The sequence below is a fragment of the Akkermansia sp. genome (assembly GCF_020860705.1).
Lineage (GTDB): Bacteria > Verrucomicrobiota > Verrucomicrobiia > Verrucomicrobiales > Akkermansiaceae > Akkermansia.
The window spans coordinates 88,116-109,927 of sequence record NZ_JAJBTT010000034.1 but is presented as its reverse complement, the minus strand read 5'-3'; the positions used below and the strand labels follow the sequence as shown (position 1 = coordinate 109,927).

The 21,812-nt window shown below is 56.7% G+C and carries 14 protein-coding genes; 8 read left to right on the top strand and 6 right to left on the bottom strand.

All coding sequences use genetic code 11. The annotated features are described in order from the left end of the window. Nucleotides 1-138: 138 nt before the first annotated feature. A complete protein-coding gene (locus LIO64_RS07715; protein WP_290548863.1) occupies nucleotides 139-702 on the top strand; it encodes a hypothetical protein in 564 nt (187 codons plus the stop codon). Nucleotides 703-775: 73 nt separating this feature from the next. After that, nucleotides 776-1,888, top strand: a complete 1,113-nt coding sequence (gene aroB, locus LIO64_RS07710) for a 3-dehydroquinate synthase (protein ID WP_290548862.1) — start codon at nucleotides 776-778, stop codon at nucleotides 1,886-1,888. A 267-nt stretch (nucleotides 1,889-2,155) separates the two neighbouring features. Here the strand turns inward: aroB and LIO64_RS07705 are convergent, their stop codons facing one another. Continuing rightward, entirely contained in the window at nucleotides 2,156-2,575 is a 420-nt protein-coding gene (locus tag LIO64_RS07705; protein ID WP_290548861.1) for a hypothetical protein, read from the bottom strand. A 303-nt stretch (nucleotides 2,576-2,878) separates the two neighbouring features. Between LIO64_RS07705 and LIO64_RS07700 the strand changes: the two genes are divergently transcribed. The 4 genes from LIO64_RS07700 (at nucleotide 2,879) to LIO64_RS07685 (ending at nucleotide 8,616) form a co-directional block, all read left to right on the top strand. After that, a complete protein-coding gene (locus tag LIO64_RS07700; protein WP_290548860.1) occupies nucleotides 2,879-4,156 on the top strand; it encodes a Gfo/Idh/MocA family oxidoreductase in 1,278 nt (425 codons plus the stop codon). Between the two features lie 31 nt (nucleotides 4,157-4,187). Next, nucleotides 4,188-4,892 (top strand): cytochrome c3 family protein, encoded by a 705-nt coding sequence (locus tag LIO64_RS07695; protein ID WP_290548859.1) that lies wholly within the window; start codon nucleotides 4,188-4,190, stop codon nucleotides 4,890-4,892. 101 nt (nucleotides 4,893-4,993) lie between these two features. After that, nucleotides 4,994-5,530, top strand: a complete 537-nt coding sequence (locus LIO64_RS07690) for a DUF6714 family protein (RefSeq protein ID WP_290548858.1) — start codon at nucleotides 4,994-4,996, stop codon at nucleotides 5,528-5,530. 116 nt (nucleotides 5,531-5,646) lie between these two features. Further along, nucleotides 5,647-8,616 (top strand): 4Fe-4S dicluster domain-containing protein, encoded by a 2,970-nt coding sequence (locus tag LIO64_RS07685; protein ID WP_290548857.1) that lies wholly within the window; start codon nucleotides 5,647-5,649, stop codon nucleotides 8,614-8,616. A gap of 104 nt (nucleotides 8,617-8,720) precedes the next feature. Here the strand turns inward: LIO64_RS07685 and LIO64_RS07680 are convergent, their stop codons facing one another. The 3 genes from LIO64_RS07680 to LIO64_RS07670 form a co-directional block, all read right to left on the bottom strand. Continuing rightward, nucleotides 8,721-9,164, bottom strand: a complete 444-nt coding sequence (locus LIO64_RS07680) for a hypothetical protein (RefSeq protein ID WP_290548856.1) — start codon at nucleotides 9,162-9,164, stop codon at nucleotides 8,721-8,723. Nucleotides 9,165-9,302: 138 nt separating this feature from the next. Continuing rightward, nucleotides 9,303-11,369: an ATP-dependent DNA helicase RecG gene (gene recG, locus LIO64_RS07675; RefSeq protein WP_290548855.1), complete on the bottom strand. Its 2,067-nt coding sequence runs from the start codon at nucleotides 11,367-11,369 to the stop codon at nucleotides 9,303-9,305. 45 nt (nucleotides 11,370-11,414) lie between these two features. Then, a complete protein-coding gene (locus LIO64_RS07670; protein ID WP_290548854.1) occupies nucleotides 11,415-12,086 on the bottom strand; it encodes an N-acetylmuramoyl-L-alanine amidase in 672 nt (223 codons plus the stop codon). Between the two features lie 252 nt (nucleotides 12,087-12,338). Between LIO64_RS07670 and LIO64_RS07665 the strand changes: the two genes are divergently transcribed. Next, a complete protein-coding gene (locus LIO64_RS07665; protein ID WP_290548853.1) occupies nucleotides 12,339-14,165 on the top strand; it encodes a phosphoenolpyruvate carboxykinase (GTP) in 1,827 nt (608 codons plus the stop codon). Between the two features lie 26 nt (nucleotides 14,166-14,191). On the opposite strand, the gene LIO64_RS07660 is transcribed toward LIO64_RS07665, so the two are convergent. Beyond that, entirely contained in the window at nucleotides 14,192-14,566 is a 375-nt protein-coding gene (locus LIO64_RS07660) for a hypothetical protein (RefSeq protein WP_290548852.1), read from the bottom strand. A 327-nt stretch (nucleotides 14,567-14,893) separates the two neighbouring features. After that, nucleotides 14,894-17,086, bottom strand: a complete 2,193-nt coding sequence (locus LIO64_RS07655) for an autotransporter outer membrane beta-barrel domain-containing protein (RefSeq protein WP_290548851.1) — start codon at nucleotides 17,084-17,086, stop codon at nucleotides 14,894-14,896. 1,316 nt (nucleotides 17,087-18,402) lie between these two features. On the opposite strand from LIO64_RS07655, the gene LIO64_RS07650 reads away from it, so the two are divergent. Then, nucleotides 18,403-21,810 (top strand): alpha-amylase family protein, encoded by a 3,408-nt coding sequence (locus tag LIO64_RS07650; protein ID WP_290548850.1) that lies wholly within the window; start codon nucleotides 18,403-18,405, stop codon nucleotides 21,808-21,810. The last annotated feature ends 2 nt before the right edge of the window (nucleotides 21,811-21,812 follow it).

Genomic DNA, 21,812 nt, shown 5'->3' with positions numbered 1-21,812 from the left:
CCTTTTCCCTCTTTAGACGACAGTAACGGAGTTGCCGGGTTTTCTTACGGGAGGGCTTCAATTATTTTTGCTTTCCCTTTCCTGTTTCCTTCACTCCTTCCCATGAACAGTCCTTGCATGAATTTTGTCTAATCGCGCATGAGGAATCAGGAAATTCATTTGCCAACGCCCGATCCCGAGCATCCTTACGGAGGAGGGAACGGGCGTTACCGTTTTCCGGATATCAACGGCATGAATCTGCTGGGGGACAATGTCTCCCTACCTCCCATCGTGCCGAAAAGTTTCCACATCATGCTGACCGTCTTTCATCCGGAAACCCTGTACGGCATGAAGAGGTGGCTGCCGTTCTGCGAAGATCTCCGCAAACAGTACAGGCACACTCCCACTCCGGTGGAGTATACCATTCTTCTGGTTCTGCAGCCGCCCCCCATCGAAGGGGACGTTCCTGCTTTTACGCAGGCTCTGGGAGATCTTCCGGATTTTTACATGAAGACCAATTCCCTGATCTCCTATTACGACCAGCCTTTCGTACGCAGCAGGCTTTCTCTTCACAAGAAGGCGGAAACCGCCATTGTTCTTCTGGACGGCAACGGCAATATCATCTGGAAGGACGACGGAGCCTTCGCGCCGTCACGAGCAGAGCATTTGAAAGTTATTCTGGAAACACTTTCCCCGCTGGCTCCCAAGACTAGGACGCATTAGAGCGAACGTGTCTTCTTTGCCTCATCTGCACTTTCCGTTTGAGCTTCCATGCGGATTGCCTCATACTGGCCCCATGCCTACCATTTCTCTTGCTCTCGGGGAACGTTCCTACGATATCCACGTGGAAAACGGCGCGCTGGACCGCGTGGGAGAGTTTGCCTACCGCGCCGGGCTGGACGGCAAGATCGCGATTATTACGGATACCCGCGTCGCCCCCCTTTATGCGGAACGGGTGATGAAGTCCCTGGAGAGCGCTGGTTTCCTGCCCAGCCTGCATGTGGTGGAAGCCGGAGAGGCATCCAAAAACATGCTTCAGGTCCAGGAGTTGTGTTCCGAACTGGTGCGGGCCGGAATCGACCGCACCGGATGCATTGCCGCCCTGGGCGGCGGCGTGGTGGGAGACCTGGCCGGCTTTGTAGCTTCCGTTTATTACCGGGGCATCCCCTTCATGCAGATTCCTACAACGATCGTCGCCCAGGTGGACAGTTCCGTAGGAGGCAAAACGGCCGTCAACATTCCGGAAGGGAAAAACCTGGTGGGAGCTTTCCATCAGCCTGCCGTCGTAGTGATCGACCCTACCACGCTGGTGACCCTGGACCGCCGCACGCTGGCGGAAGGCCTGGCGGAAGCCGTGAAGCACGCGGCCATCAGGGATGCTTCCATGCTTCATGAGTTAAAGCAGCTGGGTCCGGAGCTTTCCATCGGTTTTTCTCTGAATACCATCGCCAGGCTACCCGAACTGATTGCCCGGAACGTGGCGATCAAGGCCCGCATCGTGGAAAATGACGAGCTGGAAACACTGGATATCCGCGCCCTGCTCAATTTCGGCCATACCATCGGGCACGGCATTGAAGCTGCCGTCCCCTACGGCACCATTCTGCACGGAGAAGCCGTGGCGCTGGGCATGCGCGCCGCCCTGTTCCTGAGCGAACGGAAAGCCGGATTGAGCGCCTCCGATGCCAAAAAGATTCTTTACACTCTTCAGGCTCTGGAGCTTCCTCTGGTCCTCCCGGACGGCATCGATACGGAACTGGTTCTCAAGAAGACGGCCTCCGACAAAAAATTCCGAGCGGGCACCATCCGCTTTGTCCTCCTTTCCAAAGCGGGAGAAGCGGCCATTTCCAAGAAGATCACGAGGGAAGATATGGCGGAAGCCATTGAAGAATTGCGCCGTCCGCTAGCCTGAACTTTCCTGCCTGGAACTTTTCCCCGTCCGGAGGGAAGCCGGTTTCTCTCCCCTTTTTCCGGGACGCCTTTTCCAACAACAGGAAAAGAGCATGGACCGAGTTTCCTCCCGAATCCGAAAAACCGTTCCCGTGCGGAACGGACAGAGAAGCGGACTGTGCCGCCTTCCGGAAATCCTGTTTGAAAAAGAAGGCGGCGCCTCCTACCTCACGGAAAACCGGAACGGGAAAGACGCCGGAATAGTCAATAATTTCCGGATACAGGAAATTTACTTCTGCGGTTCCTCCGGGGTAGGTTCAAACCCGTCCACATCCAGAGGCACGCTGCCCGTGTATTCTCCGGAATCAAATTGAATTCCCTTCAATGCATCCTCCAGGGACAGGGAACCATAGCATTCCCGGCTGGCCAGACGGAGCATCTCATTCATGATGTTGACGCTTTCTTCATGAGGAAGGTCCTTGGGAAGGTCGGCAGCCAATTCCTTCACCTCCGCCGCATGGGCGTTTGCGGAAGCCTGGTCCTGAATAAGCAGCAGAACGGCCAGGACTTTTTCTCCAGGCGTTTTGGGAACGGGCTGTTCACTGGCAGGGGAGACATCCCGGGACTGGTCCGCTTCCTTGCCGCCGTCACAGGAAACAAGGGCTAATGCCGCCAAAACCGCTGTAGAGGGAATGAGAATTCGTTTCATAAATAATGATCTGTTGGTAAGCCGGAGGCCTCATTGAATCTATCATGAACAAAGGGAAATCCGGAGTCAAACCAGTTTTTTTATTCCTGGGAAATGTTTTTCAGACAAAATATTCCGTTGCGTGCGCTTTGCTTTCTGAACGGGGGGAGTATCCCTGTTCACCATAATAGCCAGAATATAGTGCATTCATTGGTTCCCTGTAGTAGACGCAATTTCCGGAAACGGACGTTGCGTCTACTTTTTGTGTCACCCTTTCAATACAGCGTTTGATTCCGCAGGCTGGCACCGTATAATTCCCCTGAGATGGGTTCTCCTATTTGGAACAGACGCAACTTTTTAAGAACCGCCGCGGGAACGGCCGGGTTCCTGGCAGCCATGCCTTATTTGAATGCCGCTGAAACCCTGGCAGACGCCAAACCCCTCAAAGTGGGCCTGGTAGGCTGCGGAGGCCGCGGCCTGGGAGCCATGAAGAACGCATTGGACGCCGACTCCGGAACAGTAGTCTGGGCCCTGGCGGATGTGTTCCGGGAACGGATTGATTTCGGTTCCAAATTGTTGACGGAGCAGTACGGCAACCGCGTCCAGGTGGACGGCAGCCGCATGTTCGACGGCCTGGACGGTTACAGGAAGTTGCTGCAAACGGATATTGACGTGGTGCTGCTCTGCACGCCCCCCGCTTTCCGCCCGGAACATCTGGCGGCGGCTATCGACGCCAACAAGCACATTTATGCGGAAAAACCCGTGGCGGTGGATGTCCCCGGCGTGCTTTCCGTTCTGGAATCCGCGCGTCTGGCCAAGCTCAAGAATCTGGTCATTCTGGACGGGTTCTGCTGGCGTTACGACAAGGCAAACGAAGAAGCCCACCGCAAGCTGTCTTCCGGTCAGCTTGGCCGGGTGCTTTCCTTTGACGGCCTTTACTATACCACCCCTCCCAAATCCCCTTTGGCGCTGGATTCACGCCCCGCCTCAGATACGGACGTGGCATGGGCCCTCCGCAACTGGACCGCCTGGAACTGGCTGAGCGGAGGCCAGTTTGTGGAACAGATTGTCCACACCATAGACGGCATGGTGTGGTCCATGAATGAACAGCTTCCGCTGGCGGCCTTCGGTTCCGGAGGGCGCGCGCAGCGGCGGGACGACGGAGACGTATGGGATCATTACGACGTTTATTTTGAATATGACCACAACGTGACTGCCCACATTTCATGCAGGCAGTGGGTAGGCTGCCACGGGGACATCGTGGACCGGACGGTTTGCGAAAAGGGCATGCTGGTCACTCCGTACCGTCCCCACATCCAGGCGGATAAACGCTGGCGTTTCCGCGGAGAACGGGGCAATATGTATGCAGACACGCACGTGGCCTTTTACCGTTTCCTGCGCTCCGGCACCTGGACGCAGACGCTGGAAAGCGCAGCCAATAAAACCCTGGTAGCCATTATGGGACGTGAAGCGGCCCATACCGGGCAGCGCATCACCTGGGAACAGATTAAAAAGAATACCACGCGGCTGGTGCCTGAAGATCTGACGATGGAGACGCCTCTGCCTCCCGCCCGCATTCCGCGGCCGGGCAGAACGGCCTGACGGCAGTCTTGCCTTTTCTCTCTACCGGACCATGGCCAATATTTTTCCACCCAATACCAACAAGCGCTTTTACGGAGGCATCGCCCTGGCAGCGCTCGTCATTACGCTGGCGGCCGGAGGCTTGTATTACGTCAACTTCCGGATTCCCGAATATGAACCCGTGCAGCCTGTCCGCTTTTCCCACAAACTCCACGCCGGGGACCTGAACATGAGCTGCACGGCCTGCCACAGCGCCTCCCAGCGCTCGCCAAGGGCAGGCATCCCGGATACGAAATCCTGCCTGGGCTGCCACCAGCATATTCTGCCCAACAGCCCGCTCATCGCCCCGCTGCGCCAGGCGGCAGATCCCCAGTATCCCGGCTACACCGGGGAACCGGTCCGCTGGGTCATGGTCAACCGTTTGTCAGGGCATGCCTATTTCAACCACATGGCCCATCTGAACCGCGGTATCGGGTGCACTTCCTGCCATGGCGACGTGGCGGGAATGGAACGCATCAGCGCCCCCCGTGACGCCCGCATGCGCTGGTGCCTGGACTGCCACCGCGATCCGTCGCCCCATCTGCGTCCGCTGGAGGAAACGGGCAGCGCCCATTATTCCGCCGCTGATTATCTCCGTACCCACTCCGTCCATGACGGGGAAGGCCGCCGCATCAGCACGCAGCACCAGCTTGGCGAATACCTGAAACGGCAATGGAAAATCCAGCCAAAAACGGACTGCTCCACATGCCACCATTAACCGCCATATCCGGGAGGCTTCCCGGAAACATGACTTTCCAGTCACGTCCCCTTCCATCTCCGTTATGGCGGAACACGGCATCATGCCCATATGATGCTCCCATGGAACTATCTCTCGACATTATTTACGACAGCGAACCGGAACAGGCGGCAACGCATGTTCTGGCGTATTTCCGGCAGGAATTCTCCAAGCCCTCTCCCCCTCCCAAATCCCTTTCACATGAGGAAAAAGCCCTCCTGGAACAAATTGATGCAGCCTTTGGCGACGTCACGCTGGAAGACGGCATCGGACTGATGACCACGCAGCTCCTGGACATGAACGCACCTAAAGAAGTATGCGCCGCCGTCGCCCCCTTCGAAGAACGCAGCGACTGGCGCCGCATCACGCCCGCCATGGTCAGAATATGCTGGGACGCCCTGATTTTTACCGATCCCAAGGGATACCGCTTTCTCCTGCCCGCATGGCTGACGCTGGATCTCCGCGGCCAGCTTGGAGATTTTGATGCCCTGGACTATCTGCCCCTGATTCCGGAAAACTGCGGCTTTTACGAATCCCGGGCCGCCCTGCTGAATGACCGGCAGTTGGAGGCCGTAATCAATTTCATCGAATACCGCCAAAAAGGGAATGGCAGCCCCTGAACCGCCCGTTTGTAAGTCCGGAAGACGAAAACGGACGGTATTCACCGCTTGATTTCATCCCCCGGATTTCCTAAAAAAAGCCGTTCCCATTCATTAATTCCGCACCCCATTCCATCTTGACTCCTCCACCGCCTTCTCCCCGGAATGACGTTCCGCCCAACCATCCCGCTTTTCTTCCGGAAAAAGAGCGGGAAATGACGCGGCGCTCCTTCATAAAATGGATGGGTGCAGGCGCCGCCCTGGTAGGCGTGGGGCTTCCGGCCTGCCGACGCGTGGAAAAATACCTGGTTCCCTATAATGAGGGGCCGGAGTGGTCCGTTCCCGGCGTGGAAACGGCTTACGCTACCTGCCTGACCATAGGCGGGAGCGCACAGCCCGTACTGGCTGCCTGTTATGAAGGGCGACCCGTCAAATTGCTTCCATCCCTGCAATATCCGGAAGGCACGGGCTTGTCAGCTACAGCCCAGGCATCCATTCTGGACCTTTACGATCCCGGCCGCAGCAAGCACATCCTGTTCAACGGCAATCCAGCTTCCGAGGACGAATTCCGCGGAGCTTTTTCCTCATGGTCCCGCAACCTGCGGGACGGGGGCGCCATCGGCATCCTTCTTCCCCCAATGGATTCTCCGCTCATGCAATCCATGCTGGAGGAAATCACCAGGAAAAATCCCCGCGTGCGGATATACCACTATGCCCCTGTTCCCGTGCCAGGCTCCGGCATGCAGGCAGGACTGCCGCCGGAGGTCCGGTTCCGCGTCCGCTTCTCCCGTGCCAAGCGCATCCTGGCCCTGGACTGCGACTTCATGCATGAAAACCCTTACGGCAACACCCGTGATTTCATCGCCGCGCGTTCCCCGGAGGGGCTCCATTACCAGGAAGAGAACCGGAACCGGACGCGTCTTTATGCCGTGGAAGGCCGCGTTTCCCTGACGGGAGCCCATGCCGACCACAGGCTACCTGTTTCTCCCGCGCGCCTGGCGGTTTTTCTGGAAGAATTGTCCCTCCATATCGCCGGCAAAAAATTCCCCTCTCAGGCTCCGCAGCCTCCACGCCGGGTCCACCCTCCCTTGACGGAACGGGAGCTCGCCTGGGTACGCCATTGTGGGGATGATCTGCTGGAACATCCCGGAGAGAGCCTGATATTGCTGGGGGAAAACCACCCGGAATTGTCCGGATGCGTCTGGAAGCTCAACCGTCTTCTCGGCGCCATCGGAACATGCATTCAGTTATTGAAGGCTCCGGCTTCCCTGCCCCATGGAACGCTGGATGATCTCATCCGGGACATCCGGCAGAAAAAGGTGGACATCGTTTTCCTGATGGATCCGGGCAATCCCGTGCTGGATTCCGGGCATGGGGGCGAACTGGCGGAAGTCCTGAAAGGAACGGAAAGCATCCATCTGGGCATGTATGAGGATGAAACCTCCCGTGCCTGCCGATGGCACCTGCCGGCGGCCCATTCCCTGGAATCATGGGGAGTGGAACGGGATTGCCGCGGGAGATTCTGCTACCGCCAGCCCGTCATTCTTCCCCTGTACGGAGGGATATCTTCTGAGGAAGTTCTTTCCGGCCTGCTTTCCACCAAGGGGCAGCTGATCACGGCGGACAATTCCCCAACCCACCTTTCCCCTGTTTACCACCGGGCGCGCAAATGTTTTGAACGCGCCATAAATCCGGAAAACAAAACCGCCGCATGGACGCAGGCGCTCCAGCGCGGCTATTCGGAAGAAACGGCTTATGCCCCTCTTTCCCCGCAGGAAGAACAGTCCCTCGGAACCATGATGGCGGATACGCCTCTCACGGTGTCTTCCCCCAGCGGGGAGGCATTGGAAAAGGAGCTGCTGGAACTGCAATTCTGCCCGGATTATTCCATCGGGGACGGACGCTGGAAGCGCAACGCCTGGATGCAGGAATGCCCGGACCCCGTAACGGGCGTCAGCTGGGCGGCGTCCGCACAAATTTCCCCCGCCACATTCCTACGGCTGAGCGGTACAGGCTCCGGCCCGATGCTCTGCACTATCACCGCCTCCGGCGGACGGATGGAAGTCATCCTGTGCCCTGTTCCCGGAGTAGCGGAAAATCTGATGGTCCTCCCCCTGGGATACGGAGGCATGAATCACGTCGCGGAAAATCAATGGAATTCCAACGGTTACGAACTCCTTAGAAGAGAGGATAAGACAACAGGCTACGGAATTTCACCGGAGCAGGTCACCCTGCGTGCCCTGCCGGAACGCACGGAGGCTATTCAAAGCCCCGTCGTGCAGTCCTCCCCCCTCTCTGCCCCGGAGAGTACGGCCCCCGCCTCCTTCACGCCACCCGGAGCAGACACCGTCTATCAGTGGAAAATGGCGATTGACACGGCGCGCTGCATCGGCTGCAACGCCTGCATGATTGCATGCCGGGCGGAAAACAACATTCCCGTGGTAGGCCGCGACCAGATGGCGAAGGGACGCGCGCTGGACTGGATACGCATTGACAGGTATTTCACGGAGGAAGGGGCGCTCACCGCTGTTCCCGTGGCATGCCAGCAGTGCGGCAAAGCCCCATGTGAATCCGTATGCCCCGTGAATGCCACCGTCCATACCACGGAAGGCCTGAACGTGATGGTATACGCCCGGTGCTGGGGCACCCGGTACTGCGCCACCAACTGCCCGTACAAGGCGCGCCGCTTCAACTTCTTTGACTACGCCAAGGCCTCTGAAAAAGCCACGCGCCTCCAGCGCAATCCAAACGTGACCATCCGCTCCCGCGGCGTCATGGAAAAATGCACCTATTGCGTCCAACTGGTGGAACGCGCCAAAATCCGGCACAAATCCCGCTTGATGAAAGAACATCCGGGGCAGCCCTCCACCTCCCTCCACGTGACGGACAAGGATCTGCTCCTGCCGGATGGCGCAGCGCAAACCGCCTGCCAGCTCGCATGTCCGATGGGCGCCATCACCTTCGGCAACGTGCTTGATCCATCCTCCGCCATTTCCCGTACCAAATCCCTGCCGCGCCACCGGAACCTTCTTCCCGCCATGGGCACGGAACCCGGAACGGGGTACCTGGCTCCGGCAAGAAACCCCAACCCTGCCATGGAGCAATAAAAACTCCGGCAGAGGATTCACTAAAGACGCTTTTTCATAAAAAATAAGACCGCTCCGTTTCAGGAAGCGGCCTTACCAGTCGAAGGTCTTTAAAATCTGATTACTTAGTCTTCCACAATCTGTTCCACGGTCGTAATCGTTTCCACCACTTCAATGTTGGCGGCAGCGGCAAAATTGTTCACCGCCTTAAGGAGGGCGGGCGTCATGAGCTTATCCTTCTGAATACGCTGGCAATTTTCCAGCATGTCCACGATGGTATCCTGGGCATCTCCATTGAGTTTGGTAATCCGGATAGCCTGCTGGGAAGTGAGCTTCACTTTTTCCATGGACTTGTCCAACTGCTTGGCCTGCTGAGTCAGAGCATCGAGCTGCTTGATGGCGATATCGACCGCCTTATTGTCCTTTACGTCGTCCAGGACCTTGTTGGCGGACGAAATCAGGTCAACATTCTGCTTAGCCATCTGCACGGGATCGGCCGCGTTCTGGGCAATGGCGGAGGCGGAGCATACGATCGCCACCACGGGGAGTATTTGGTACGTTTGAATCATTGTTTTATTGGTGTTCGGGTTAAAGAAGAGTCATCCTCTTTGCTCCTTTAGATTCATTCCAAGAGAGAAACCGTTGCACGCCGTATCTGTCATACACCCTTTACACACTGACCGTCAGTAAACGGCGATCAGACAATATTAACCGGTCACGCGCCTTTCCTCCCCGTTTTCCAATAAAAAACGGAGCGGGCGATATTTGGCGGATTCCAGATTGGGGTCCTCCGCCAGAATGGCCTCCGCCAGCTCACGCCCGCGGTGAATCAGGCGTGCATCCAGCAGCCATTCCTCAAAACGCACGCCCTTCAGGCCGCTCTGGGAAGTCCCCAGCACATCTCCTGGCCCTCGAAGCTTCAAATCCTGCTCCGCCAGGTCAAATCCGTTGGCCGTAGTTTCCACAATGTGCAGCTTTTCCCACTGTTCATCCTCCGGTTGGGCCTCCGTCATCAGGATGCAGTAGGATTTGTGCGCTCCGCGCCCGATGCGCCCGCGGAGCTGATGCAGCTGGGACAGTCCGAAGCTTTCCGCATTATTGATGATCATCACCGTAGCGTTCGGAACATCCACCCCCACCTCCACCACCGTGGTGGCTACCAGCACGCTGATCCGGTTGGCGCGGAAATCCTTCATCACTGCTTCCTTCTCCTCGGAAGACATCCTGCCGTGCAGCAGCCCCACATCCGCATGGGGCAGCAGCGCCTTCCATTCGTCCATCTCCTTCGTCACGGCCTTCCCCTTCCTGGAATCTTCTCCGTCAATGAGGGGGGAAACCACGTAAATCTGCCTGCCTTCCTCCAGCTGGCTCCGGGCAAACTTTACCACCTTTTCCTTGTCCTTCTCCGTGCGGATGGCCGTCACCACCGCCCCGCGGCCTCCGGGAACGCCGTCCAGGATGGAAACGTCCAAATCACCGTAAAAAGTCAGCGTCAGCGTGCGCGGGATAGGAGTGGCGGTCATCACCAGCACGTCGGGGCGCTCTTCCCGGTTAATCAGCTTTTCCCGCTGGTTCACGCCGAATTTATGCTGTTCGTCAATCACAACCAGCCCTACATGTTCCGGCACGTTCTTCCCATACAGCAGAGCATGCGTCCCGACCACAATGCCTCCCTGGTTCCCGAACGCCACATGGGATTCCTCCTTCCTATCCGCCGTCACCAGGGATACGGGAACGTCCAGCTTGTCCAGCATCTGCCTGAATTTCAAATAATGCTGCTCCGCCAGAATCTGGGTGGGCGCCATCATCACGGCGGAATACCCATGCTCCACGGCCAGAAGCATCGCGCACAGGGCCACCAGCGTCTTTCCGGATCCCACATCCCCCTGCAGCAGGCGGTTCATGGAACGCGGGGCTTTCATGTCCCGGTAAATCTCCCTCACGCAGCGTTTCTGGGCTTCCGTCAGTTCAAACGGCAGGGAATCAGCCAAATCCTTTACCAAGTGGCTGGAGCCCGCGGTCTGCATGCCGGGGACTGCCTCCGCGCGGCGCCTCCTGTAGGACACGTTCAACTGCTGCGCCAGGCATTCCTCCAGCGCAAACCGGCGCCTGGTCCGGTCCCTCGCCTCCGCAGATTCCGGAAAATGAAGATCTTTCAGCGCCGTCTTACACGGGATGTCCGGCACAAATTCGTAAATCTCCGGTTCCGGAGACGGGGAAAGAAGGGCCAGGGCTTCCCATACGATTTCCCTCAGCCTGCGCACGGCAATCCCCATGCGGCCGCTGTACACGGGAACAATACGGTTCAAATGGATGGAATGGTCGTCCCCCTCCCGGATAAGCTCAAAATCCGGATGCACCATGCTGAGCTTCCTGCCGTACATCTTCATGCGCCCGTACACGATCATCTCCTGCCCGGCGCACAACATCCTGGCTACGCCCGGCATGCTGAACCACAGGCAGGAAAAACGGGCCTGGCCCAGGGATTGCTCATCCACCAGGACGGCTTCCACATACCGCCCGCGGCCCTTGCCACCCTTCCCCCCCCAGCCTTTCCAGCCTACGTCCACCACACGCCCACGAAGACAGACGGGAGCACCGGAAGACAGGGAATCATAACGGTCAAACATGCGGCGGTCCTCATACCTGCGCGGCAGCATGAACAGCAAATCCCGCACGGAGGCCATTCCCGCAGCCTGCATGGCCGCCAGTTCCCTGGGGCGGATGAAGGGGCACTCCTCCAGAGGGGATGTTAAAAGCAGCTCTCCGGCCATGGGTCCAGGCTATTCCTCACCGATCGCATCATGTCCGTGCCTCCGTCAAAGCGCCGCGGCGGGACGGGTTTCCAGACAGCGCCTGTAATAATCCACGCGGGAAACGAACCAGCTCCACTTATACCCCGGACGTCCATTGGTCAGCAGCGGGGCGGGACAGTTTTTGCCCGTCCAGTAATAATGGGGCACCACATTGCGGAGGGGAATACCGTACTGTTTCATCAGCACGGCCGTCAGCTTGGCGGCGCGGTTCCAGGTGACGATGGGGTTGTGGCTTCTGACTTCTCCCATTTCAATCCCGATGGAATACCTGTCTCCAGGGCCGCCGCGGTCTGCATGGCGGCCCGTCTCATTCAGCGGAATATGCTGGATAGCCCGGTACTGGTCCACCGTAAAATGCCAGTTCAGGGAACCCATGGCCCCTCTCTTCAGCGCCCGGGCATGCGCTGCGGCGTCCCCCGTGGGATTGGCCGTGCTGTGGATGGTAATAAAGCGCGGACGCATGGAATGAGACGCACGGCGCGCGCGGGAACGCGGAGACATGAAATCACGGCTGACGTTCACCTCCCGGGACATCTGGGACATCGTGCGCGGCACGGGGGGCACGTTCTGAATCTTGAAGCTGACTGCAGGCGGGCGCGAGGCGTCCGAACACGCCGCCAACAGGGCCGGCAGCACCAGAAACACCGCATTCGCCATCAACTTTCTAACATTCATGATTCTTCCCTAGACTATCCCGCACGAGCTGGCAAGCAGATTTCCAGTCAAATCGCTCTTTCCCTCCCTTTCCGAAACATAGTAACAGAAAAGAAAGGATGCCCGCGGAACACTCCGGCGGGGAGAGTTCCGGAATCAGGGCAACGCCTTCCCCTGCACCGGGTTTTCCCTCCCGGAGAAACAAAACCGACCCATAAAAAGCCGCACGGGAGACTTGCCAACGGCCATTTCCGCGCATACACTATTTTCACCATGAGTACCACTCACGAAGCAGCTAAGAAGTGGGTCGAAGAAATCGCCCAGCTTTGCCAACCCGACTCCATCTATTGGTGCAACGGCTCTCAGAAAGAAAATGATGAGCTCTGCAACATGATGGTAGAAAAGGGCACCTTTATCAAATTGAACCCCGAGAAGCGCCCCGGATGCTTCCTCGCCCGTTCCACCCCCTCCGATGTGGCCCGTGTGGAAGACCGCACGTTCATCTGCAGCGAGAAGGAAGAAGACGCCGGTCCGACCAACCACTGGGCTGACCCCGTGGAAATGAAGGCCAAACTGAAGGGCTTTTTCAAGGGCTGCATGAAGGGCCGTACCATGTACGTGATTCCTTTCTGCATGGGTCCCCTGGATTCCCCCCTGGCCAAGATCGGCATTGAAATCACGGACTCCCCCTACGTCGTGGTCAACATGCGCATCATGACCAAGATGGGCGAACAAGTTCTCAAGCGCCTGGAAGACGAAGTCAAGGGCGGCGGCAACCCGAAGCGCGACGGCTACGGAACCTTCGTTCCCTGCCTCCACACCGTGGGCGCTCCGCTTGCAGACGGCCAGGTCGACGTGCCGTGGCCCTGTAATGAAGAAAAATACATCTGCCACTTCCCGGAAACGGAAGAAATCTGGTCCTTCGGTTCCGGTTACGGCGGCAACGCCCTGCTCGGCAAGAAGTGCCTGGCCCTGCGTATCGCCTCCGCCATCGCCCGCAAGAACAAGTGGATGGCTGAACACATGCTCCTTCTGGGCATTGAATCCCCGGACGGCACGAAGGCCTACGTCGGCGGCGCATTCCCGTCCGCCTGCGGCAAGACCAACCTCGCCATGCTCGTTCCCCCCGCTTCCTACCGTGAAGCCGGCTGGAAGACCTCCATCATCGGTGACGACATCGCCTGGATCTGGCCCCATGAAGACGGCACCTTCCATGCCATCAACCCGGAAAACGGCTACTTCGGCGTGGCTCCCGGCACGTCCTACAAGACGAACCCGATCGCCATGGACACCATCAAGGAAAACGTCATCTTCACCAACGTCGGCCTGACCGACGACGGCGACGTCTGGTGGGAAGGCATGGACGGCCCCGCTCCCGCCCACGCCATCGACTGGCAGGGCAATGACTGGACTCCGGACTGCGGCCGCAAGTGCGCTCACCCGAACGCCCGCTTCACCGCCCCCGCCGCCCAGTGCCCGACGATCGACCCCGAATGGCAGAACCCGGAAGGTGTTTCCCTCTCCGCGATCCTGTTCGGCGGCCGCCGCGCCACCACCATGCCCCTCGTCTTCCAGTCCCGCGACTGGACGCACGGCGTCTACGTCGGCGCTACGATGGGTTCCGAAATGACCGCAGCCGCCTTCGGCAACATCGGTCAGGTCCGCCGCGACCCGATGGCCATGCTTCCCTTCATCGGCTACCATGTGGGCGACTACTGGCAGCACTGGCTGGACATGGGCAAGACCGTTGCCAATCCTCCGCTGATCTTCAACGTGAACTGGTTCCGCAAGGACAAGGACGGCAACTTCATCTGGCCGGGCTTTGGCGACAACATGCGCGTCCTCGACTGGATCCTCCGCCGCGCCAAGGGCAAGGCTGAAGGCCAGAAGACCGTGCTGGGCGTCTCCCCGACCTATGCCGAACTGGACAAGACCGGTCTCGACTACAGCGAAGAACAGTTCAACGCCAACATGGCTCTCAACCCGAGCGAATGGCAGGCTGAACTGGAAAGCCAGACCGAACTGTTCGACAAGGTGGGCAAGAAGCTTCCGGCCGAACTGGAAGAACAGCGCCAGATCCTCATCAAGAGCTTCTCCTAAGCGAAACTCCTGACTGAGCGTCAAACTCAACAGCAGAGGGGCTGTCTCGCGAAAAGTGGGGCAGCCCCTTTTTTAAAGCCGGGTAAAAAAAAGAAGACGGACGTTGAGCGATTCGTCTTTTTTAAATTTGCCTTCATGCCTGACTGAACAGGATTTACTCCGGCAAAAATGTGAAAAATTCCGCCCGTAAAGGTATTCATATCACCAAAGTTCCTGAAGCAAAGAAAGGCCGGAGGCAATAGATCACGATCGTCGAAGGCCAGTAACCAATCATCAACCGCTCCATTCTGGTAGAGAAAGCAGTAGGAATGATCAAACAGGGCTATGGTTGACATCCCTTTCTGCTGCCAGTCAGCCTGCAAGAGCACATGGAAATGCTCTTGGCGGCATTCGTCCACCATATCATAAATGGCATGGAAAAGGGCTGAAAGGAAGATGAAATTATCACCTTCATGAGCTCAGGAGAGCATGCCACTCACCATGAAATGATTGCTCATGGAAGGATTGTATGCAGGGAGATAGAAATGCTTGATAAATAGCTTGATGGAAATTTTGAGAGAAGAAAAAGCAGAAAATCTCCTCTTTTGGCCTGTCCCTTGCCATAAGTGGAAAAGGGGGCTGCTTCATCCCGGTTTTTCCTGTGTCGTCCGTAGGAAGCGGTGTGGTAGATAAAAGCCGGGCTCCCTGGGAAAGGGAACCCGGCTGCAAGCGGGTTTGTCCGTTTTCTCCTAGAAGGAATAGCCTGCTCCAAGCATCACGCTCTGGTTCACGAAGTTGTCGCGGGCCTCCACCTCGTAGCTCCCGTACGCACTCCAGTTATCCGTTACCTGAAGCCGTCCGGAGATTCCTGCCCTTACCCCCTGCCGGGCGGGCTTGCTTCCCTCCACTCCCCACGCATACCCGCTGCCAATCAGGCGCGCATGCGTTCCGGCGTTGCTCCGGTACACGTCCGGAAGATATTCCACGCTCACGGTATGGCTCCACGGCATGCCGCCCACCGTCAGGCTCCGGGTCAGCGAAAGGCCCACCGGAAGGGCCAGGTTGCGGTAATGTCCACGCTCAAACCGTCGCGCCATTTCTCCGCGTTCCGTAAACGCTTCCTGCACCACGTCCGTGTATTCCACCCCGATCTGCGGCGTAAGAACCAGCCCCCTGCCAACGGGAAGCTCCCAGGCGGCCTTCACGGTGCCGTCCCATGCCCGGTTGGTCCATGAACCCGACGAGTTCTGGCCGCCGGAGGTCACGGAGGAAAGGCTGTTGTTGCTGCTGCTGAAGCCGGCGGCGGCAGTGATCGTGAGAGCCTGCCCCTTGTTCATGGGGAGCCTCCAGCCCGTGTAGATAAGTCCCATGTTGGTGTTCTGCCTGTTAGTGGCCCGGTATTCCCGGCTGATGTTTTTGCCGGAAGTATAGCCGTAGGCCACCCCTCCCAGCCATTGTTCCCCCAGCCTGTAGTCTCCCCCTGCGGCAAAGCCGCCGCCCTGGTAGTCGAACCCTTCAATGCCGCCCTTGGTCCTCTGCATCTGGAAATCTCCCAGACCGCTGGTCCAGACATTGCTCTTGAGCGGGGAGAGGAAGCGGGCGGTATCCAGGTGTGCCAGCCCCGTGCCGGAGAATGAACGCAGGGTGGAGGCGCAGGAAAGCATGGAATTGGCAATATTGCTCCCCTGGAGTTCCGCAATGACTCCTTCTTCAATGATATGGCCGGTGGTAAAGACAAGGGCGCCTTCTTCGTTGAGCTCCCAATTCATTCCCAAAAGGAACGTCATGCCCCGGTCATCCGTCATGGCCGCCTTGTAATCATCCGCCGGCTGCTCAAGAATCCCTCCAAAAGAGGCCGCCTTGATGGTCAGTACGGTTTCTCCTGCGGCAACGCTGGAAGAGGAGCCGTACACAGTGAGCCGGTCGGCGGAAACAGAGCCTGCAGCCGTGATGGAAGCGGCGTCCCCGGCCTCCCGGAGGTCAAGCGTCAGGGTTTTCAGGGAAACGTTTCCGGAGGCGGTCAGGGAGGTGCGGCGCCCCATGGCCAGCGCGCCGCCTTCCTGGACGTAGTTGACCAGTTGCAGGGCGGCCCTTTGGTCCAGACGGACGATGCCGTTGTACTGGATGGCGTCCCCGGTCAGGGTGGAGGTGTAATTGGCCGCGTTGTCCGAGTCTGCATAATCCCTGCCGGAGAAGAGGATTTCCCCCTCACTTCCCGATCCTTCGTTTAAATGAACTGTGGAAGTGTTGCCATCATCGTCGATCTCAATGGGATCGTAAAAGGCAATCATTCGCCCCTCCGCCGCATTCAGGCGTACGTCGGTATTTTTCCCGATGAGCATGGCATTGGCGATGTTTTGTCCTGTATTTTTGTTTCCCGCAAAGATAATGTTGCCGCCGTCCGCCGACAGCCTGACCTCGCTTCTCGCGGGATCATTGTCCCTGGAGTCGGGAGCGCAATAAATGGCCCCCGCTCCATCCGATGAAGAATTCCCAAGGAAGAGGACGTCGCCATTAATGCCGGAAATCTCCAAAAGGCATTGTCTGGCCATGAGCGCCAACCCGCCGCTTCCATAGGCGGAATTATTTTCAAAAAGAATACCGCCCTGCACATTCGTTATCTTCATGACTGCTACTCCGCTAATCAATTCATGATTAGGCGGGTTCCATTGTTGGCTTCCCGCCATGGAGAAAAAAATACCCATGTCGGATGTCTTGTTATTGGTTACCTTGATGCCGCCGTTAATACTGTCTATCGTGATGGATGACAACCCTAGGCCGGTATTTACCGTCGCAAGAAGACCGGCATAACCAGCGGATCCCCCCTTTGTATTGTCCGAGATTTCAATACCGCCACCAATGTTGCTCAGGTTGATTAGCGCATTGCTGATACCTTCTTCACGGGGAGAGACTCGGGCAACAAACCCCACTGAGACGAACATATCGCTTCGGTCTGTTGCAGAATTACGGCTGATTGACAATTTGCCGGAAACACCGGCAATCCGGATGGTGGCCTCCGTATCTCCGTCTGATCGTTGACTCCAGACGTAGACAGGCGATTCCTTTATTTTGCCTCCAGAGAAATCGCTGAAAGAGACGTCACCGGAAACGTTCTCAATAGTAAAGCGAGCATCTCCCGAGTTTTGCAAATTGACGGGGCCCAGCCACGAAGCGGGCATCTCCGCTCCTGCTCCCGAAAAACCCAGACGCGACAGATTCGAAAACGAAAGGCTCAAAGGCGAAGAACTTGTCGATTTCAATTGGAAGAAAGAGCCGTTGCCCTCTTCATTTTCTTTCTGGGCGAAATCGAGGGCATACAATCCCTGTCCATCGTAGTAAACGGCATATTCTCCCGTGATGCTTGTATCCTGAACTTGCGTTCCCGTTAAAACTGTATCTTCAGTTAAAGTGGTCTCGGTGGCGGATTTGGCGGGCAAAGCGGCCGTCAGACATCCCAGGAGAATGAGAGGCAGATGTATTTTCATCATGTTTGAGGATGGATTGGTTCAATGCGGCGAAAGAAGGACCCTCACCTTAATATGTTTCCAAGCTAACGGATTTGGAATCCGTGATTAGCCAGAGCCTCCGTCAAAGATGCCTATCAATAGGGAACATAAGGATAATAGGGGCAATAGGGCAATTTTGCCGCCCCCTATTATTCCTATCATCCTTATGTTCCCTATTACCCCTAACCAACTTTTCCACAGATTTTTCCTTTGACTTCGGATTCCAAATCCGCCGCACAAGAAAAAAACTCATAATCTTTTCATTCTCTATATTAAATAGAATCAATATAATCAGAAATCCACCTATGCATCCAACTCACTTATCCGGCATGATCAAAAAGCTCCAACAAGCCATCGGCTACCGATTAAAAAAGTAGGAATGGAAAAATAAACATAGTCTTTCGTATAATATTGATAATCAGATTTTTTTTGAATTTTCAGCTTTATATTGACTTGAGCCGCTATTTTTTATTCCGGGTTTTCTGAAAGAAAAAAACCGGAAAACGGGTACAATAGGAATATGTCCAACCATGTGTTTGCATGGAGTTTTATGGCCGCGGCATGGGTTGCGGAGTCGAAAAGAAACGACATTTCAAGGCTTTTAAAGAGATGAAATCAAGCTCCACTGTACTGAACCGGATCAGCGGATTAAGACGGTCTTTCCGTTCTGAAAGAGCGCTGCCGGGCACTCAAATGAGAAATTGTTTCGGAAGAAAGCCTGAATTAACTCAGCAAAGAAAGACCATCCATTGATGAAACGATTCTCCCTGTCGCTCTGCGTCCTGCTGACGGGCCTTTTTACTCCCGTATTCGCCAAACTGGACGGCGCTTACATGAATGAGGCCGGAATGACCTTGAAAACGCCCCATGCCGCATGGGATGAAAAAGGGGAGCTTCCCCACAAGAAAATACTTTTTATCATGCAGCAGACGGCCTCGCGCGAGATCATTGAGCTGGTCCAGCGTTTCCCGGGCTTTGAATATGAAGTGGTTCTCACAGCCACAGAAAAGAGCATCGGAGCGGATGACATTTACAGCAACCCGATTGCGGGGCTGTCCACCGTCGACAAACTTCAGGAACTGAACGCCAAACTGGCAAAGGATTATGATCTGGTGGTCATGGCAAACGTCGATTTTTCCATCCTTCCGGACGAGCAGAAATTCCGCGTGCTCTCCATGGTGGAGAACGGAACCGGCCTGGTCCGGATCCAATCCCTCGAACATTGGCGTGAATTTAGGAAATTACCTTATAAAAAACCGTATGCCACGCCCTTGCCCCGTCCGGAATGGGTTGCCGGAAGCAATGGACTTCCCGGAACCAGGCCGGAAAATTTTGAATCGCGCATTTTCAACGCCTGGCAGTTCGGCCGTGGCCGGATCATTGAAGTCGATTATGGAGCGGGTTACCGGCCTGGGGTGGGGCTGACGCCATACTTCGACTACACCACGGACTGGTTCTTTCTCTATGAAACGTCGCAGGTTTTCCTAGCCCAGGTGCTCTATTACTCCAGCGGAGTGGAACTGCCGGCATTTTCAGTACGGCAGGACCAAGGCAAGTTTGTCGTGACCTCTCCGGAGAAAACTACCGTGGAGGGCCGCATCCGGCAGCCGGATAATTCCATCATCCGGGACAGCCTTGATTTCACGGGTCTTCCGGCGGGAAGATATACCGCGGACGTATTGGTCCGCCGGGATGGCAGGCTGGTCAACTTCGGCGCCTTTCCTTTTACGGTGGAATCCGCCTTCGGTGCCGTATCTCTGGAAACGCCCAGGCTGGTTCAGGACCGCGGCCCTTTCTCCGCCACGTTGAAACTGGCTTCTCCCGCGCAGGACGGTTATTCCGCCAAAGTGGAGCTGATGGACGCTCCCTACCGCAATGTATGGTTCAGCAAAACGCTTCCTTTGGCAGCCGGACAGAAAGAGCTTTCGTTTGACCTTGAAAATTACCGGATGCCGACCATCGGCGGTTATCTGCGCTGTACCGTTTACGATGCCCGGGGACACGCGGCACATGCCGAAAAACCGGTGGTTTTCCCGGATTATTCGCTGGAAGATTATCTCCAGCTTACCTGGGGCCAGGTGGGCTGCACCTTCAACCCGGCATTCGGGGAACGGATCATCGACCGCCTCGGCTGGAACGTATCGCTGCAATTTTTCAAAGAAGGAGATATTGAAAACACCCTGCGGAATGAAAAACTGTGTCCGTATGTCTGCCGGATCGGGTTGGAAGCCGGGCCAAACAATGAAACCAGGATGTTGCGCAAGCTATGGTCCGAACAGAAGGAAAATATGGAACAGCTGGCTGCGTTGAACGGAGACGAATCGTTCTACCATCCATTGATCCGGAAACTTTGGGGCGAAGCGCTCCGCCGCCAGGCAGAGTACCTGAAAGACCTGAGTCCTGTACTGTACAACCTGGGCGATGAAAATCATTACACCTACGACGCCGGATTCGGAGAGTCGGATAAACAGCCGTTCGCCGATTTCCTGCGGAGGAAGTACCAGACCATTGAAAACCTGAATCTTGAATACGGCGCCTCCTATGCCGGATTCGGGGAAGTGCCCCATCTCCGGCTGGACGCGGCCAAAAAAGAAGGCAATCTGGTCGCCTATAACGACCACCGGGAATATATTGAAAAAATGTATGTGGACATGCATCACTTCCTGGCTTCGGAAATCAAAAAAGTTCATCCCGGAGCCCGGGTCGGCGCGGAAGGCTCCCCTCCCGGCAATCTTGAAGAAATGATCAAAGGGCTGGACTTCTGGGGCCCTTACAGCGGCATGCAGGAAAACGAGGCATTGCGCGCCTTCGGTGCGGACCGGGTCCGTACCATCTGGTGGGGCGGCTATTGCGCGGAACGTTCATCCTATCCGTACAAACTCTGGGAACACCTGCTGCAAGGGGCGATCAACGGCCACGCCTGGTTCCTGATCAACCCAGCCCTTGGGGAAACCAGCCATTCCGGCGATCTTTCCGAGGCGGAATACCTGCGCCAATACATGCCCCACCTCGATGACCTGAGCCGCGGCCTCGCGCAGCTGCTGATCAAAACGCCGTTTCCGGAGTCCGGCATCCTCTTTTACTACAGCCACACCTCGAACTCCGCCGCCCAGGCGGACAACCGCTGTGTCGCGCCGGATGCCAGCATGAATCCCTTGCTCCGGTATTGCTACCAGCGTGGACTGGGCTTCAACTTCGTGTCGCCGAATACCCTGGAACGCCTGAAAAACGCCCGGCTTCTCTTCCTTTGCGGAGCTTCCTCCTTGAGTGACAAAGAGTGCGCGGCCATTCTGGATTTCGTCAAATCCGGCGGCACCGTCCTGGCTGACGCCAACATCGCGATCCTGAACGAAAACCTGAAAAAACGCACCCGGAACCCCCTGAGCGAACTTTTCGGGGATCTGACGTTCGCCCAGGCGAAAGAGCTCGAAATCCAACCCTATCAAAGCACAAGCGGCACCCTGGCTCTGGCGGGAGAAAAGGCGCATGTCGTCCATGGCAACCCGGGCCTGCGGCTCCACCAAGCCGGGCAAGGGAAAACCATTCTGCTGAATGCCTCGCTCTCCATTCTGGAAAATAATTCCCTGCCGGAATCCTCCCTGAACAGCTTCCTTGACCAAGTGGTGAAAAGCGCCGGCATCCGTCCTCCGGCCGTCATTCCCGATTTCAGCAACGCCCTGATGGTCCGTCCGCGGCAGGCCGGAGAATTCGAACTGCTGGGCGCCCTCGTCCAGGAAAAGGACCTCGGCAAATCATTTACCGCCGAACTGCCGAAAGAAAAATACATCTATGAATGCCGCAAAGGGCTGGTAGGGAAGTCAGACCGGCTTGTCTTTCAATTCTCCAAAGCACCGTTCCGCTGCTTTGCCCTGTTTGACCGGGAACAGCAGCCGCCCGTCATAACTGCTCCGGACCAGGTGGCAAAAGGCGCCCGGGCCCTGATTAAGATTTCCGGACCGTCCAATCCCCGGGAACGCGCGTACCGGATTACGGTAACGGCCCCGGACGGGAAAGAAATTCTGCACCGCAGCAAAACCATCTACGGCAAAACGGAATATCCGTTGGATTTCGCCTTCAACGATCTACCCGGCACATACCGTATCTCCATTGAAGACGCAGCTACAGGCTTGCATGCTCAACACGAAATAGAGGTCAAATAATC